The 17,587-nt window shown below is 55.2% G+C and carries 11 protein-coding genes; 8 read left to right on the forward strand and 3 right to left on the reverse strand.

The genetic code is table 11. From position 1 onward, the window contains the following. Positions 1-54 precede the first annotated feature (54 nt). Together HMPREF0733_RS02070 and HMPREF0733_RS02075 are read right to left on the reverse strand one after the other, a co-directional pair. Positions 55-2,973 carry a FadR/GntR family transcriptional regulator gene (locus HMPREF0733_RS02070; RefSeq protein WP_013397731.1) on the reverse strand — a complete coding sequence of 973 codons (2,919 nt, stop codon included), beginning with the start codon at positions 2,971-2,973 and terminating at the stop codon, positions 55-57. 109 nt (positions 2,974-3,082) lie between these two features. Next, on the reverse strand, positions 3,083-5,563 hold the full coding sequence (locus HMPREF0733_RS02075; RefSeq protein WP_013397732.1) for a metalloregulator ArsR/SmtB family transcription factor: 2,481 nt from the start codon (positions 5,561-5,563) through the stop codon (positions 3,083-3,085). Between the two features lie 425 nt (positions 5,564-5,988). On the opposite strand from HMPREF0733_RS02075, the gene HMPREF0733_RS02080 reads away from it, so the two are divergent. Further along, positions 5,989-7,398 (forward strand): TrkH family potassium uptake protein, encoded by a 1,410-nt coding sequence (locus HMPREF0733_RS02080; RefSeq protein ID WP_048752922.1) that lies wholly within the window; start codon positions 5,989-5,991, stop codon positions 7,396-7,398. After that, on the forward strand, positions 7,391-8,053 hold the full coding sequence (locus HMPREF0733_RS02085) for a potassium channel family protein (RefSeq protein WP_004005437.1): 663 nt from the start codon (positions 7,391-7,393) through the stop codon (positions 8,051-8,053). The genes HMPREF0733_RS02080 and HMPREF0733_RS02085 overlap by 8 nt, the downstream gene beginning before the upstream one ends. An 89-nt stretch (positions 8,054-8,142) precedes the next feature. On the opposite strand, the gene proC is transcribed toward HMPREF0733_RS02085, so the two are convergent. Continuing rightward, positions 8,143-8,991, reverse strand: coding sequence for a pyrroline-5-carboxylate reductase (proC, locus tag HMPREF0733_RS02090; protein ID WP_013397734.1), 849 nt, complete (start codon positions 8,989-8,991; stop codon positions 8,143-8,145). A gap of 159 nt (positions 8,992-9,150) precedes the next feature. Here proC and HMPREF0733_RS02095 point away from each other — a divergent pair, with 159 nt between their 5' ends. The 6 genes from HMPREF0733_RS02095 to HMPREF0733_RS02120 all read left to right on the forward strand — a co-directional run bounded on the left by HMPREF0733_RS02095 (position 9,151) and on the right by HMPREF0733_RS02120 (position 17,335). Continuing rightward, on the forward strand, positions 9,151-10,521 hold the full coding sequence (locus tag HMPREF0733_RS02095) for a chloride channel protein (protein WP_013397735.1): 1,371 nt from the start codon (positions 9,151-9,153) through the stop codon (positions 10,519-10,521). Between the two features lie 298 nt (positions 10,522-10,819). After that, the gene (locus tag HMPREF0733_RS02100; protein WP_041321543.1) at positions 10,820-11,017 is read left to right on the forward strand and encodes a hypothetical protein; all 198 of its coding nucleotides are present in this window, start codon (positions 10,820-10,822) and stop codon (positions 11,015-11,017) included. A gap of 80 nt (positions 11,018-11,097) precedes the next feature. Next, positions 11,098-12,453, forward strand: coding sequence for a hypothetical protein (locus HMPREF0733_RS02105; RefSeq protein WP_080556856.1), 1,356 nt, complete (start codon positions 11,098-11,100; stop codon positions 12,451-12,453). Between the two features lie 436 nt (positions 12,454-12,889). Continuing rightward, entirely contained in the window at positions 12,890-13,378 is a 489-nt protein-coding gene (locus tag HMPREF0733_RS02110) for a hypothetical protein (RefSeq protein ID WP_004005442.1), read from the forward strand. 387 nt (positions 13,379-13,765) lie between these two features. Next, positions 13,766-15,583, forward strand: coding sequence for a pentapeptide repeat-containing protein (locus HMPREF0733_RS02115; protein ID WP_013397739.1), 1,818 nt, complete (start codon positions 13,766-13,768; stop codon positions 15,581-15,583). Positions 15,584-15,763: 180 nt separating this feature from the next. Then, on the forward strand, positions 15,764-17,335 hold the full coding sequence (locus HMPREF0733_RS02120; RefSeq protein WP_013397740.1) for a hypothetical protein: 1,572 nt from the start codon (positions 15,764-15,766) through the stop codon (positions 17,333-17,335). The last annotated feature ends 252 nt before the right edge of the window (positions 17,336-17,587 follow it).

Raw genomic sequence — 17,587 nt, forward strand, 5'->3', positions numbered from 1 at the left:
ACCACGGATGCATACTCCCGAGTTCCCGCCGCCCCAGATGGTGGCGCGATAGCGCTAGTGGCGCCTCTTGCGGTTCTTCTTCCCCTTCGAGAGGGCACTGGCGCCCTTAGAAGTACCGTTCTGAGCCGGTTTTTTAGCCTCGCTTGCGGAGCCCTGCGTCTTTGCCTGCTTCTTCTGAGCAGCAGCCGCTTCCGCCGCGTGCGCCCGCTCGACCGCTCCCAGGACGTCGAAGCCCTCAAAAGGATTCGGAGCACCGTTAGCGTCTACTGCCGTCAGAGCCTTCTTGTTAGCCGATGCAGACTTCGAAGCGCTACCTGCTACGGGCGCAGGCTTTTTCGTCTCGGGTTTCTTCGAAGCCGGTTTTGCTGATGCCTGGGCAATCTCCGAAGGTGACGGGGCGGGTTTTACCGGTGTTTTCTCGGTATCTGCCTGAGCCTTCTGCTTGGGTTGAGAATCCGCAGGCTTATTCTCAGTTTCGTTCACCGCAGAAGCAACCGGAGTCGAATCGACACCGCTCAGATTAGCCGTTTCTGGGCGGGCAACCGCTGGAACGGGCTGCGGTATGGCTGCAGCCGCAACCGAAACATTCTTCGCCGGAGCCTGAGAATCTGAATCCTTGCGATTGGGGCGTTTAACCGCCACGGGCTCAGCGGTCGGGGTCGGCACCGAATCGGGCGAAGGCTCGTCCAGAGTAATCGCGCTCTGCAACTCAGAACGTATCTCTTCCGGAGTTTCCTCCAACTCGACATTCGCCGCCGCCCTCTGAACGGGCGCATCCGAAGGATCTGCCTTCACAGCGTCAGAAGAATCCGTCTGAGGGGTCTCTACAGCGGGTTTCTCGCGCTTCGCAGAATCTACGCTCTGTGCGGGGGCGGATGCGGACTTTTCCGCAGGCTTAGCAGGCTTCGAATCTGTCTTATCCGAAGGTGCTGCCTCCGGCGCGGGCTCGGCGCTCTTAGAAGTTGCATCGCTCGATGGCTTCGAGGATTTCGGCGCCTCAGCAGGCTTGGGAGCCTCTGCCGCCTTCGCGGGCGATGGCTGAGCCGCTGGTTTCTTCGGTTCTGTGGAGGCTTCCCGCTCTTGCTCAGCCGCCGAAGACTTGGAAGTCTCGGCAGAGGCGGCGGCAGGGGCATCCTCAGGCGATGAAGCAGAAGCGGACTTAGGCTCTACCTTAGGAGGTTCTGTCGCAAATTTCGCGTTGTCTGCGGCTTTCTGCTCGGCCGCCTCCTGTGCCTCAACCAGCTTGACTGCCTGGGTATGCGGCAGGTCAAGACCGAAGTAATGGCGAACGCGGCGAATCAGGCTGATGCGCTCGCTCGCGGGTTTCTCCGCTTTCTCTGGCTTTTCGGACTTGCGCGGCGAGAATTGCGCGGGTCGCACGGGCGGCACGTTTCGGCGCAGGGGCGCACGAATAACATCGTCCTCCCCCTCAGCTTCGGTCTGGGTTGAGGTTCCGTTCTCGGCTTGCTGTCCCATGGTGCGCCACGGAATAAGGCCGGTCGCCACAAGCTCTTCGGCGGAAATTTTACCCACCGGAGCCTTCTCGACATAGACTTCCCTGACGTGTTCTTGTTCGTCAGGCGTCTCTTCAGCGTCTTTATCCTCGGTGCTTTCGATCGAGTCTTCGTGAGAGGCAGAGTCGTCCTGCGATGTGCCCTGCGCCTCTTCCGAAGACTTGGATTTTTCGGATCCGTCAGCAGACTTGTCGGGAGCCTTTTCTGCCGTTATCTCTTCAGCAGGCTCTTTGTCCTGTGCATCGTCAGATGCAGACTCACTGGACTCGTCAACCGGTAGAACGTCATCCTCAAATTCGGGCTGCACGCTCTCAAGCTGGGGTTCGTGCGCCGCGGTTTCCTCAAGGGGATCGATTGGAGACTCGTGGGTGCTCTCGACGGTTTCCTGCTGCTCGGGAATGTCAGCCGTGGGAGTATCACCCGTGCTCTCGGCGGATGCGGTTTCCTCTGCCTCATCTTCCTCGAAGCCCACGGCCACCGGGGTCGGCACGCGCATACGCCCTTGACGACGGCGTGAAACGGTGCTTCCTTCACGAATAATTTTTGGAAGCTGCGCGGCCGGAGATTTCTCCTGCTCAGCCTTATATTCTGATTCGGGAATATTCTCGTCGGTATCCTGCTCTGCTTCCGCTTCCTCGTGTTCTTCCACGTCAGCGTCGGCTTCGGGCTCTTCGGAAGAATCAGTGCTTTCCTCGGAGTATTCCTCCTCCTGGAATTCCTCGTCGTCCTCAGAGGGGTCACCAGGCATACCGTTCGGGGTATTTGCCGCCTGATCCAGCTCTATGCCAGCTTCGGAGTATAGCTCTTGCAGCTGGTGGGCAATTAGCTCGCGCGCGGTGCGGGCATCGCCATCTTTGACAGCGTCTACAATGGCACGGTTTTCCACCCGGATGCGCGTCATCGTGCTGCTCCACAGCGGCAAACGTCCCATAAGCGACAGCAGGGAATCGAAGGAAGACTGGCGGATCGCAACCAGCAAGCCCACGACCAGTTCGTTACCCGCCAAACGCACCAGCCGGTGGTGGAAGGTCAAAAGCTGGTCAAGAAACTCACCAATACTCAGAGTATCGTCTTGGAGCGTCTCAAGGGCCTCATCAACCTCATCAAATGAGACCTTGTCGGGGTCAATATTAGATACCGCCCAGCTCTCAAGCAGGATGCGGGTCTGCAGCATATCGCGGGTTGGGTAACGCGATGTAGACATGTGCAGACGAATAGGCCCCGCAGCCGCAGCCGCCGGTTCCTCATAGAGATAAGGAATGATCTCTTTACCGCGACCAGAGTACAGGCGCATCAATTCCATATCTTCAAGGGTTTTGAGTGCATCTCGGGTTCGGGAACGCCCCACACCGATGGCGTGGGCAATCCGCTGATCGTCAGGAAGGCTTTGACCGAGCTGAATATTGCCTTCAAAAAGCTCGGTCTCAAGCCAGCGCAGAATCTTGCGATGAATAGCCAATGAGAACTCCGTTTATACGAGTTAGAGGTGGGATGCTATGAGAACCGTCGTGCACGCGTGCGGTCTATACCGCACAACACCACGAGACGTATGCTGTGAAATATCCATGTTACCGGCGCCTTCCGAAAACGCGTGAAAGCAGCCCGCGCGGGGGTTCTTTCGGGGTATCTGCAGTGCCAAATGCTGAGGTGTATTCCGTCTGCGTCTGGTACGGAAGTTCCTCGTTCTTACCAGATTTTTCGGATGCCGCACTCTTCATCTTGTCAGAGGCATCGGCTGCCTCTTCGTCCTCTTGAGGACGGGCACCCTGCACGGAACTCATTTCCGGGGTGACGACGGGCAGCACCGCTGTGAAGGTCACGGAATCTGATTTGACCGGCGCATTCTCGGCGAGTTTAGCTTCCACAGCCTTAGCCTCTTCGGATTGTGCCTGCGTCATATTCTGTGCGGCAGCAGGGGCGGCTTCCACTGGGGTTTCAGCACCCGATTTTTGCGGTTCCTGAGCGGTTGACAATGACTCTTCCACCTGAGCCGCCGGCTTTTTCTCGGGCTCCTGAGTTTTTGCTGCAGCACCTGTGGAGGCGGTACCTTTAGCAGACCTAACCGTTGCGGGTTTTGCCGGTTCCTTGGTATCGGGCGAGCCAGCGTTCCCCTGACCTTTCTCGGTCTGCTTTTTCTGCGCAGTACCCTGTACCGCACGTTCCCCATTTTCCGTGCTCTTTTCGGCAGTGTCGATGCCGTAGCTCACGGTAGAAGATGTGCCGGGCTGGGTCGCGGTTTGTGCGTTGGTCGCCGTGGTTTCGGCGGGCTTATCCTCGGGTTTCTTCTCGGATGCAGCCGCCTGTATCGGGGATTCGGCGGGTTTCGCAGCCTGGGCTGGGGTTTCTTGAGAACCAGTGTGCGCTTCGGTTTTCGCACCGGGTTTTCCGGTATGCGCCTGCGCCGCCCGTTCCGAACCCGGCTTCGGGGCAGAAACCTCTTCACGGATCGATTGTGCCTGAGCCGATTCTGTTTTCGCGGCAGTTTGAGCCTGCGGCGAAGGTGATTCGGGTTTCTGAGGCTTTGTCTGAGCACTCTTGTGAGCATCCTTCACGGGCTTTTGCGCTTCGGCCTTCGCTACATGAGAGGCCTGTTTAGACTCGGCAGAGCTCGGTTTCGCGGGCTTAGCACTCTCGGATTGCTGGGCAGGCTGCTGAGCGCCCGAAACGTGCGTGTGCTCTTGAGTCTGTGCTTCAACGTGAGGCTGCTTCGTATCGTGCGAACGCGCGGGAGCCTTAGTCTGCTCGGCGCCCTTCACAGACGGTTCAGCGTCCTTCTGAGCTGACACGCCCTTGTCGGTCTTCTCGCTCTTCACTGCCTCCGGCTTTGCCTGTGCGGTGGTCCTATCCTGCGACTTTGACCGGGGAACAAAGCCGCGAGCCTCGGGCGAGAACCCCTGCTGACCGTCATCAATTCCGTCGTCATACCCATAGGACTGCTGCGGTTTCTCCTGATAGGAAGACCCCGAAGGCGTGAAAGGACGCATGGGAATAAATTCGTTTTCCTCAACGGTTCCGGCGGTTTCTGTGCCCTCTTCCGATGCGGCGGGTGCCGCCTGCTGAGCGGGTTTTGACACGATGCGCGCGGCGGATTTAGTCGAGGTCTTCGGCCCCAGACCGGAGGTCACCGAACTCTCGGCAGAACGTGCCTCATCATCAAAAATGGCGGGTTTTGCAATCGCGGCGGTCGTCGTCTTCTTCTTAGCCGACGATTCGCCCTCAGCGTGCGAATCATGAGCGCCAGCCTCGTGGGAAGCACCCTGCCCATCGCGATCTTTCTGCCCGGAAGCCTTCTCTGCATCCCGCTCGCCCGAAAGGCTCGCTCCGGGCTTCACGCCAGCGTTCGCGGAACCGGTAGAACCCGGGAAAGCCTCGAAACGCTTGCGCTGCGAGAGAGCCTTGGATACACGTTCCTGAGGCGTCGGCTCGGGCTGCTCAACGACGGACGAGGATTCAACGGGCTGGGCGGGTGCATCCGAATCCGAGGTCTTATCTTGATCTTGTACATCTTGAGCATGGGCAGTGGCAGCTTCACCAGCGGTTTCATCGGTAGTTTTACCGATAGCTTTAGGGCGCTGCTCTGCATCGCGTTGCTGATGCTCGTCAGTATCAGACTCGCCAGCGTGCGCAGTTTTCTCAGTCTTGACCTCTTTCTCAGTCTTGGCCTCGGCGCTGGGCTTTTCAGTCTTTTCGGTTTTCGCGGTGTCATCGTCTGAGGACTCGACAACATCGACAACCTCAATCACGGAAGCCTGTTTAATCTGTGACTCCCGCTGTTCCTTCGTGCTGTGTGCAATCGCCTGTATATCGGCAACCCAGGCGGTGATCTCGTCAAATACTTCAGGGTTCAGCGAATAGAGGCGGCGCTGCCCCTCGACCAGCACGGTGACTGCCCGTGCCTCACGTAGAACCTTAAGGTGCTTTGAGATAGTGGGTTGGCTCATGTTCAAGTGCTCAACAACGGCACCAACAGTACGTGTTTGTTCAGCCAGAAGATGAACGATATTGCGGCGGGTGGGGTCCGCGATCACTGAAAAAACGTCTGATTGCATATAGCGATTATGACATATTTCGGCGTATGCTCGATACCTGTTTTATGGGTTCTAGCCCGAAACTACGCGGTTTTTCGCTAAGCTTTCCGCGTATATTACCAAATGCTCATAATATTCCGTTCTAGCTATATACCGTTTAGGGCATATACACGCCCACACAGTGCATGCACCACAACAACCGTTCCAACATTATCCCTAGAAATACCTATGATGTTCCGCTCAGCTGCATGCCTGGGCGATACACTAGAGAAAGCTAAACATCCCCACCACGACCGTACCCCGCCCAAACTCTGCGCACGATCGGAAAGGAGGCACCCGTGGGACGCTATCTACGTCGCCTGCGCGCGCATCAGCGCAAACGGGTGCGCGATTTTTCTGAAGGTCGCATCTCCACCGCTATCGGCAAGGTTCCGCCTACATCGCCGATGATGTATGAACAGGAAGAGGTCACTCGCCGCTTCAACCCCTTCGATATCCGAAGCTACGAGAAGTTGCGCAACCTTATTGATACGACTGTCTTCTCTTCACCCTCACGAACCGCTATCGCGTCCTTCTTTCTGGTGATCGTTTTCTTCACCGTAACGTTGAGCCTGCCGATTTCTTCGGTCACGGGCGAACCTGCGCCATTTCACCATGCGTTCTTCACCGCCACCAGCGCGGTGACCGTGACCGGTTTGACGACCGTTTCAACAGCAGCCCAGTGGTCCGTATTCGGGCAGGTTATGATTCTGCTCGCCTGTCAGATTGGTGGTTTAGGTGCGTTGACCATGACCTCGCTTCTTGCCCTGGCGATCGGGCGGAAAATGGGTTTGCGCTCTAAACTTATCGCGCAGGAAGAGCTCAGTATCGGGCGTCTCGGTGAAGTCGGCAGCGTGCTTCGCACCGTCGCTTATACCTCAATCGGGATCGAATCGACGATCGCCCTCGTTCTTACCCCGCGTTTTCTGCTTCTTGGCGAGAATCTGCCCACCAGCCTGTGGCACGGTATTTTCTACGCCATTTCGTCCTTTAATAACGCCGGGTTCACCCCGCATTCTGATGGCTTAGTACCCTATGGGCACGATTTTTTCGTGCTCGCACCCGTGAGTATCGCCGTGTTCTTGGGGGCACTCGGATTCCCTGTGCTGATGACGATTCAGCAGAAACCCTTCCGCCCCCGCGACTGGACTCTAACGACCAAACTCACGGTGACGACTACGAGCATCCTGTTCGTGCTGGGTGCCCTGCTCTGGGGCATAGCCGAATGGGCAAATCCGCGTACTATCGGCAATTACGGCGCGGGTGAGAAGATTCTCAGCTCGATTTTCGCTTCCATCATGACGCGCTCGGGCGGGTTCAACCTAGTCGACATGAACGATATTCGCCCGGTCACCGGCCTCATAACCGATGTGCTCATGTTCATTGGCGGCGGCTCAGCATCTACCGCAGGCGGCGTGAAAGTCACCACTATTGCCGTGATTATGCTTGCAATTATTGCGGAGGCACGCGGCGATCAATTTGTGATGACTTTCGGGCGCACGATCCCGGTGTCGGCGCTGCGCATCGCCATTTCGGTGACGATGATGAGTACCGGAATTGTACTTGTGGGCACCGGAGTTCTGCTGGCGATAACAGACCAGCCGCTCGTGCGCGTGCTCTTTGAGGTCATTTCCGCCTATGCAACCTGCGGACTGTCAAATGGGCTCTCCACGGAGCTGCCGCCCTCGGGCATCTATGTGCTCTCCCTGCTCATGTTTATTGGACGAATCGGCACCATTACCGCCGCCACCGGTTTGGCGCTGAGGTCTCGCCGCCGCCTGTATAAGTACCCCGAAGAAAGGCCCGTCATTGGCTAGTAACCATAACGCCCCCGTACTGATTATTGGGTTGGGACGGTTCGGTTCGGCGACCGCCGCCCAGCTTCACGCCCAGAATAAAGAGGTTCTCGCCATTGAGAAAGACCCCGAAATTGCGCAGAAATGGACGGGCGTGCTCACCCATGTGGTCTCGGCAGATGCTCGCGATATTGATGCGCTCAGGCAGCTGGGCGCGAGCGATTTCGGGTCTGCGGTTGTGGGTGTGGGTACCTCAATTGAGGCTTCCGTGCTGATTACCGCGAACCTGGTCGATCTGGGGGTTGAGCGGATTTGGGCGAAGGCGATCACCCCCTCACACGGCAAGATTCTAGAGCGTATTGGCGCGCATCATGTGGTCTACCCGGAGGCGGATGCGGGGCGCCGCGCCGCGCACCTGGTGTCGGGACGCATGCTGGACTATATCGAATTCGACGACGATTTCGCGATCGCCAAGATGCGCCCGCCGAAGGAGACTCACGGGTTTACCCTGGCAGAGTCGGATATTCGCGCGAAATACGGGGTTTCTGTGGTGGGTATTAAGTCTCCTGGCGAGGAGTTTACCTACGCGGATGCGGCAACGCGCATCCATTCCCGGGATATTCTGATTGTCTCGGGGCAGGTGGATCTGATCGAACGTTTCGCGGCCCGCCCGTAGGTTCTGTCTTCCCCTTCTTCGTCATAAAAAGAGCCTTTATTTGAATAAAGGCTCTTTTTATGTAGGGAGAGGTAGGCAGGAGGCGGGGGCTAGTCAGCCGTGTACTGTTCGCTCAACTCAGCGGAACGAGCGGCGCAGGCGCGCATCGCATCCTCGGTGAGATCGAAAAGTCCCTTGTCAATAAAGGTATTGATAGCGCGCTCCGTGGTTCCATTCGGGCTGGTAACAGCCTTGCGCAGGGCGGCGGCATCCGGGTTACTATCCAGCAGGTACCCGGCGCCCGCAATCGTCGCGGATGCGAGCCTCTGTGCGGTCTCTTCATCCAGGCCGAGCTTCACACCGGCACTCGCCATAGTCTCTGCCAGCAGGAACCCGTAGGCGGGACCGGACCCCGAAACGGCGGTGACCGCATCCATCTGATCTTCTCGAACCTGCACTACCAGACCCACGGTCTCTAGGATCTTCTCGGCGAGCGCAAGCTGCTTCTCAGTCACGTTCTCACTCACCGAGATCGCCAACACGCCCTTACCCACGCTTGAGGGCGTATTGGGCATGCAGCGGATCACCGGCTGACCTGCAGGAAGAGCCTTCTGCAGCGTATCGAGGGTGACTCCTGCCGCCACCGAAATGACGAGCGCATCCGGGGCGAGAGCGGGCGAAATTTCGCGTGCCAATTCAACGATTCCATAGGGTTTAACCCCCAGAAGCACTACGGATGCGCCGCTAACCGCCTCACGGTTGGCTTCGGGCTTGAGCTCGCACCCGATCACGACGGCATCTCGCCCCTTAGGCCCCAACTGATGGCGCAGGCGGTCTATGGAGTTTTTGCTGCGCACGGTGGCGCGGATGGCCTCTGCGGGGTATCCGCCCGCGATGAGCCCGGCTGCGATGGAACCGTTCATGGAGCCGGTGCCGAGGAATGCTATATGTTCGGTCATCTTCGATCCTTACTGTCTGCTTCGTTCGTGTCGCGGGGCGCATGCCGCCCGCACCACAGGGTATGTTATCTAGCATACAATCCAACACCGGCTCCGGCGGCTCCCCGTATGTACTCCGGTACAAACAAGGGCTGCGGTTCGCGGCTAGAATGTAAAACGATGAAAACACGTCTGATTCGCTGTGCTCACCTTCTGCTGTGCACCGTGCTGATTGGCGCGGCCACCGGTGGCGGGGCGATTATTTTGCACTACCTCCTGGATATCATGCAGGAGGTCACGTTCGGGCATACGGAGGCGGAGCATCCGATCGTGACGGATCACAGCGATATCGTTCGACGTGTACTGGTGCTGATCGCGGTGGGCGTGGTGGTCTCCATCATCTGGTTTTTACTTCAGCGGCGCACTAAGCTGGTGTCCATTAAGGCGCAGATTCGCGGCGAAACTCCGCAGGAGCGCCACCCGGGATTTCTACGGCAAACCCTGCACAGCCTCACTCAGATTGTGGCCGTGGGTGCGGGTGCTCCGGTGGGTAAAGAGGTTGCCCCGCGCGAGCTGGGCGCACTGTTTGCTGGGCGTCTGGCGGATCTGATGCGCATCCCGCAGACCGTGCGCCCAGTGTTGGTAGCCTCGGCTGCGGCGGCGGGTTTAGCGGCTGTGTACCAGGTTCCGGTGGGCGGTTTTGTTTTCCTATTTGAGGCTCTCGGTTTAGCGCTGTCGCTGCGCAATATTTTCACGGGTGCGGTCCTGGTTCTTGTGGCAACCTGCACCGCGAATCTGGTGATTTCGGATGCGCCCACCTACCCCGTCCCGCAGCTGCAGACCACCGGTGAATCGCTGCTGCTCGCGGTTGTTCTTGGTCTGGCTATCACTCCCCTGGCGCTGTGGTTCCGGGCGGCGTCTCAACGCGCAGAGAGCCGCAAAACTACGAATCGGAACGTGCTCTGGCGGCTTCCCCTGGTACTTGCGTTGGTGGCGGTGACCTCGATTTTCCTGCCGGAGATTCTGGGGAACGGCCGCCCGCTGACCCAGCATATTTTCGATGCCGCATCCGGTTTATCTTCGAGCTCCGGCAGGCTTGACGCGACCGCCTTAGGCCAGGCTCTTCTCTATGCTCTCGCACTGCTGGCAGCCAAAGTGATCCTGGTGGTGGCGAGTCTGCGCAACGGTGCCTACGGGGGCACGCTCACACCGGGGCTGGCCCTGGGTTCCGCCTGCGGTTTCGTGCTTACGGGCGCTCTAATCCTCGTGTTCCCGACGCTGCTTCAGCTTCCACCGGGCGCGGGAGCGTTTCATGCGTCAGAACTTCTCGGGATCGCCGGGCTGCTGGGCGCGGTCACTTTCCTGAGCCTGTCGATGAACGCCCCGCTGAGTGCCTGCGCCCTGATTCTTGGGTTCGCCGGGCAAGACTGGCAGGCGTATGCGCCTTTCACGGTAGCGGTCGGCACGGCATGGGGTGTCAAATACCTGTGGATGCGCTTAGGTAACAAAACACAGCACGCCCCGCAGACCGTAGCGCCTAGTCAGCGTTAAGACTCGGCTGGCTGAGGCTGAGCACCTGTAAGGGAATTTCGCGTGCTTTACGCGTGTCGCACAAGCGGCATGCACGGGTTTCTTGTGTGGATGCGGCTATAATAATTTACTTTACAGTGCATCTATTTTAGGTGTGTTCAGGTTCTTCTACCCGCCGTCGGCTTCATGCCTACGGTACCGCGGGCGAAGATTCACCGGGTTTTCCGGGCGATGCACACACCCGAAAGAGGGTGCCTGCCGCGCATCCGACTGCAGGCTCAAGCTCGACTATACATATGGTGTTGTGCAAGGTAACTTCGTGTTGTACGCTGACTTGGAGATATCTCTCGCTATCCTTAAAGAGCCCAATATTTCCGGGGTGTTTAGGCAACTCGTGCCCGTTTTGGGTACTATTGCAGAGGTTATCCCGCGAAATTCCAGTTCGCAGCCTAGCCATACCGCTAACCGCGCCTTAGCTGAGCTCTTACCGGTGCCTAGCACCCGCTGGATTTTCTAGGCGGAAAACCACCCCGCCCGCACCGGCTCAACACCTGCCCACAGACTTTAACACCAGCCACAGCATCCGAGGGAGACACGATGAGCGATAAGAATCCTCATACCTCTGAGCGCATACAGGATTCGCACCACCAGGGAGGTGCTCCTTTCAGCAATCCTCGACGCTCTCAGACTTCGACGACTGTGCAGCACGCGCAGGAAGAATCACCTGCCCAAAACTCGCTGCCCCCTCAGGATGCCGGGCCGGATGCGACCGCCCAGACCCCGCAGGCGGCGCAGGATCCGCAAGACGCGAAGACTCAAGAGTCCGCTCAGAAATCTGCCGAGGATTCCTCTGCCGAGAGCGCTCACGCTACCCAGTCCACACCGTGGGGTTCACAGACCTCAAAGCCCCAGCCTGCCGAGGCCGAGAGCGCTCAACCCGCCGCCGTTGAGATCGATACGAACACCCCTGCGGAGGCGCTTCCCCAGAGTATTTCGCGCCCGGATGCTGACGAGGCTGTTCACCACGAAAATACTCAGACCCGTCAGCTGCCGGTGCAGAGCCGACCTGAGCAGGGCCCGCTGAGCTCGTATCTTTCGGAGAAGCCACAGGATTCTGAGGCTCCTGATCCTGCCGCTGCACACGCGGAGGCACCGGAGGCTGAACCTGTCGATAACATTCCGCAGTCCATCTCGCGCCCGGATGCTGACGAGGCTGGCGACGCGGAAGACGTGAGGACCCGCCAGCTTCCCGCCCAGGCCCAGGAACAGGGCGCATTCCAGTCCATCGCCGATACGATGTCTGCCGCTCGGGCAGAGCGCGGGTCTAGTGCCCCTGCCGACTCCGCCGCATCCGAAGCGCAGGCTTCCGCAGAGAAAACTGGGGCTAAGAAGGTGTATGAAGACACCATGCCCGCATCCGCAATTCCGATCATTACGGCGAACACCCCGGCGGTATCGGTCGGGGCACCGGCAAGCGGTCAGATAGCCGCGACCACGGGTTCGGTGCCTGCGGGTGCCGAGAAAACCCCCGAGCAGAAACGTTCGCGCGAGCTCAAGACCATTGTTACGGTGACCGCGATTCGTACCGTTCTGCTTGCCGCGTGCCTGGTGATGTATGGCTTCGGCTTTGGCGGCGGCGGAACCTTCAACATGATGCTTGGCTACGGCGGCGCTGTATATATGCTCGTGCAGATTGTGGCGTGTATTTTCGCAGTGCGCTCGAAGTCTACGAAGGGTATGCGCATCCTGAATGGAATTAGTGCCGGATTGGGTATTATTCTGCTGATCGTCACGGCGATCGTCTATGCTGGCTGGTCGGGTGAGGATTCTTCAGCCGGGGCCTATATCTTCATCATGGCGGATATTATTCTGAGCGTGATTATTGCTTCGGCTCGGTCGATTATCGAGCAGCCGAAGGAGGACGTTGAACCCGAGAGGTTAGCCCGCGAATAGGCGATCGCTTTCCCCTATAGTCTAAGGTCGGATGCACCGGGTACGGTCCTGGCGCATCCGACTTTTGTGTACACTCTTGTGAAAACACCAGGCTCTGCGGCGGAAAACTATCGGCTGGTACGGTTTGGGACTAAATGCCTGTGTACCCCGTCAAAGGGCTGCAGACACTTCTAGTCTTAGAGAAGCCTGCTTAATCGGTCGATTTGTTACAGACTGTGACGTCATGCCTTGTTTACTAGACACTCGTGCTTCTTCCCCGGTATAACACCTTCAAACCGTCGATTGAACATGTGTATATCTGAGCTGTATTTAGCTTACGAACATTAAGTTTTGATAAATCATCCCTGAGTATGAGGGTTTTTAATGCCGCAAAGGCATAGTATAGAAACTCAACCTATACACCAGACATGCTTGCGAACCATATTTTGGGGGAATCATGAGCACACGAGCAGCATCTGCGGGAGCGTACACCGCCCTAGGTGGCGTTGAGCGTGCGCACGGCATCCCGCAGCGTGGCTCGGGTGAGGTTACCTTCAGGCATACGTTGGCATCCGTGGGGTACACGGTACGCGTTCTGTTTATGGTACTCCCGTATGTGATGACGTTCTTCGCGCTTCTGGTGAGTGGCGATTTGACTAGCGACTGGAGCCACATACTGTTCCACCCGATGGGGCAGTTCATTCTGGTATACGCGCTGGGGCATATTGTTGCGAACGTGTGCTTCAATTTTCGGATGGGCACCGGGCTGGTGCGGTCCGTCAATGCTTTAGGCGCGGTACTGTGTGTGGCGGTTTCTCCGCTGTGGTTCCGACTGCTCACGAGCGGTAACTTGGCGCTGGATGCGCTGTGGACGCTCACGATCGTGCCCCTTGAGTTTGTGGCGTGCTTGACGTTTTACATGCACGCGGTACGGAGGGATGGGTAGACCCCTCCAGACCCTCGCACAGTGTCAGTGAGAGCACCTCCCTAGTGAGCACCCGACGTTCGTTCTTCCGTCGGGTGCTCACTCTCTGTCTGAAACTTTTCGCAGCGATACCAAAGCGATAGCGAAAAATTGCATGGGAACACGGTCTTCGCTTCTGAATTTTAGATACCCCGCATATTCTCGCGCGTAACAGCGCATAAGAGCGGGTAAAAGCTCCACCTGTTAAGTGCAGTGTTACCAAAATAACGCCTTGTCACGGAATATTGGAACACTGTTTATGTGGCGTGGGGTGTCTCAGATTCAACTTAAAGGTGTAAAATTCCTGCTGAAGACTAGCTCTACGACAAGTACGGCATTAGACACCCACTCGCCACAAGGAGCCCCGTCATGGACGACCACCGCCTCAACGCAGAGTCACGCATACAAAGCATTACAGAACCGCCGCTTTTAGAACCTTCTAAGCAGCGGACTGCCAGACCTATCGCCTGGTCGATTCTTATATGCGCGATTCTCTGCGTAATAGCCGCAATTATTATTCCATTCCTCACCAAACAAACCACTCTCTCACTTGTGCTGTATGCGATCGGCGGTGTGCTCACAGTTCTCGCACTCATCGTATTCACCCGCCGGAACCGGTCAAGCGTGGCGACGGTCGCCCACAAAAGCGTTGATATTTTTGGCGTTACACGTGCAGAACGTGAGTCTATCTACCAGCAAGCTACCGCTCAGCTTGAGGATCAGCAGGCGAAAACGCGGCAGAAAAGTCTCTATACCCTGCTTGCGCTCGTCGATAAATGCCTTGAGGACGAAACTTTAAGCTACGAAGACCGCAATAAGGAGGGGCAGCGCATTGTCAATAAGATCAGCGGGTACATTCAGTCTCCGCCGATTTTTGACCCGCACGCCCTGGAGCTTACGCACGGCGCATTTCACGCGAAGAGCGCCCTTCTGCGCGAAGAAGCTGAGCTGCGTTTCGGCCTGATGCAGCAGATTCGTGACCGTCTGCGCGCCCCCTCGGATGCGGGCGGCTACCAGGACGGCCCGTGGACGAACTTTGAATACGATTTTTCGGGAAGCACCTTCTTCTACCCCATCGAGTTCAGCCGAGTCTTCTTCAATAAGACCGCTGATTTCAGCGGGTGCACCTACAGGTACGAAGCCGATTTTAGCGGCACGATCTACCGTAACTGGGCGGATTTCCGCGGTTCTACCTATCTGGCGCACGCAAACTTTAGTGGGTCTTCGTACCACGGCGCGGCATCGTTGAACGATTCCGTATACCGCAGCACCGCAGACTTTAGCGGCAACCTGTACCTGGATCAGGCGAACTTTAGCGGGTCTACGTACCATGAGGCGGTAACTTTCGTGAATTCCACGTACCGCAACTGGGCGGTGTTCCGTAACTCAACGTACCTTGGCGCGGTGGATTTCAGCGGCTCTGTTTATCATAATCAGGCGAACTTCCATAACTCCGTCTACACCGGTACCGTGACCTTCAACAGCTCCGTTTATCATAATCAGGCGAACTTTCATAACTGCGTGTACACGCGGGTGGCAAGTTTTGGCGACTGCACCTATCATCGGGCGGATTTCAGCGGGTCTGTCTACACGGACGACGTGCATTTCAATCACTGCCGTTACGGTGGCGATGTGTATTTCCGCCGGTCTGTTTATAACGGTTGGGCTGATTTTCAGGGTTCGGTGTACAGCAAGTGGGCGAATTACACGAGCTCGCTGTACTACGGTCTGGCGGGGTTCCAGAACTCGACGTATGCCGACAAGGCGCTCTTTAGGGGTTCCGTGTATGGTAATGCGGTAACCTTCCAGGGTTCTGTCTTTACCGGCGCGGCGCCCGCTTTCATGAATGTTGAGGCGTGGGCGCAGTACATTTCGTTCTTCGCACCGACGGAGAATGTCTTCTCGCTGGGGCAGGGCTACTCTATCGACACCGGTGCATCCGGGCTGCCGAGCGAGTGCCCGCCACTGGCTGTGGAGCATCGGCAGTATTTGGCGCATAAGAACGGCGAGCTGCACGAGATCACCCAGCATCTTCACGGCGACGATGCGCGCAGCACCGATAGGCTGGGTCTAACCAAGGAACTTTCGGGCAGGCTAAAGTCTACCGTTGAGGAACTGCACGCCTGGCGCGAGAAAATCACGACAATCCCGCTGCAGGAGCAAGACCGCCAGCAGGTAGGGGTTTAGGGGGCTCTCTCCCCTGTCTCTTGCGCTTCTTGCGTAAAAAGGCTCTTTATTCGAATAAAGCGTACTTTTCGCCTCTTTATTCGGATAAAGAGCCTTTTTTAGCGGCTGAAATCTGTAGGCGGCGAATAAGGATGCGGTAGGGTGGGAAGAGGACGTACCCATCATCAGGAGTCTTCAAGTATGAAAAGCAAGAAACAGCTCTATATGGAGTATCAGCCTGAAGAAAATCCTAGACTACACAAAGCATGGTCGTGGACAAAACGGTGGTGGCTACCAATTGCAATTGTGCTGATTACCAGCGTTGGGTTAGTGTGCGCTCTTTCTATTCCGCAAAAGGTTTTTCAGACTCCTGCTAATCCTGACGACAAAAGTGCTTCTGTTTTACTAGCTCAGAGCAACCTGCGATTAGCCTTTCTTTATATAACTGGTGGTGCCATTGCAGTACTAGGTCTTATCGAAACGTTTCGCAGGAACAATAACGAAAAGCTCAAGAACGATCAGGAAAAAGAGAAACACGACAAGGAACACAGGCGACAAGTTAGAGCAGAGCGTCGAGAACGGTACACCAAAGCTGTTGAACAATTAACGCACAAAGAGGCCCCTGCCCGCATAGGTGGAATCTACACACTTGTAGGACTCGTAACTGAATGGCTTGAGGATGAAAATCTATCTGAGTATGAAAAAACCAGAGAAGGACAGTTTATTATTAATAACTTGTGTGCCTATATACGTTCACCTTTCGCACTGTCTTCACATTATGATGAACTTATGCAAGATAAACCTACAGGAAGCTATCAAGAAAAACCAGATAAATTTTATTCAGACAAAGCTACTCTTAACGCAGAAAAAGATGTTCGGCTAATTATTATCAAAGAAATACGTGATCGTCTACAGAAATCTACGCAAGAAGAATCGGGAACATGGTCAAATTTTGAATACAATTTTTCGGGAAGTACATTTTTCTATATCGTAGATTTTAAAGGTTCATATTGGAATAATTTATGTAATATGAAAAACTGTACATACTTAGAAGATGCTGATTTTTCTGGATCGAAATATACAGGTCTATTATATAGGAAAAACTGTAAATATAAGAAAAAAGTATCGTTTGAAAGTTCTATCTACAACCAGCCTAAATTAGAAAACAGTCAAAAATATTATTTCTTGTCATTTGAAGGTTCAGTCTACGAAGATACTGTTACATTTAAATGGTCCCATTATTATGTTAATGTAAAATTTTCCAGCCCGGAATCTCCTTCTAAATATAAGAATGTTGCTGATTTTACTGACTCTACATACAAAGAGGAAGTTTATTTAGAATATGCATCTTATATGTCATCAGCATTATTTTATATCTCTACATACTATTCACTCGCATCATTCGCAAATTCCATCTATCATGATCAGGTGGACTTCAGTCAATCAACATATATGAATATAGTTAAATATGATCATAATATATACATAAAGTCTGTAGATTTCTCCTATTCAAACTACTATTATACTCCCAGCTTTTCTACGCACTATAACGAAGGATCACTATTTTCTTATCTACACCTTTCTTCCTTTATGGTTTCAAAAAACAGTAATTCATTGATCGTACATCCAAATGAGAGTTTACCCCCTAACTGCCGTAAAATAAGCACAAAAGAAAATACTGCCTATAATTACATGCGAGAAAACAGCTCTCTTGAAGAATTAGAAAAATGGCTGCGGGAACTACAATCTGCCCAAAATAGCAATGAATCGTAAAAATCATATACTAATACCAAACATTCATTCATGATAAATATAATATTCAAAGCAATCAGGATACCATCATTACTTAGCTATTTAACACTCACAACAGAGTCTAGATTCAACACCCCAATAAGGATCCATCGAGCTCTGCGAAGCCAGAGCGGATGATAACTCACAAAGGTATGTAATATTCTACAGTCGCTGAAGTGGCAGATATGTATAAAGTAATCCTTGAGTCAAAATCTAGGAAAATCTGATATATGA

This window comes from Rothia dentocariosa ATCC 17931 (assembly GCF_000164695.2).
GTDB classification, from domain to species: domain Bacteria; phylum Actinomycetota; class Actinomycetes; order Actinomycetales; family Micrococcaceae; genus Rothia; species Rothia dentocariosa.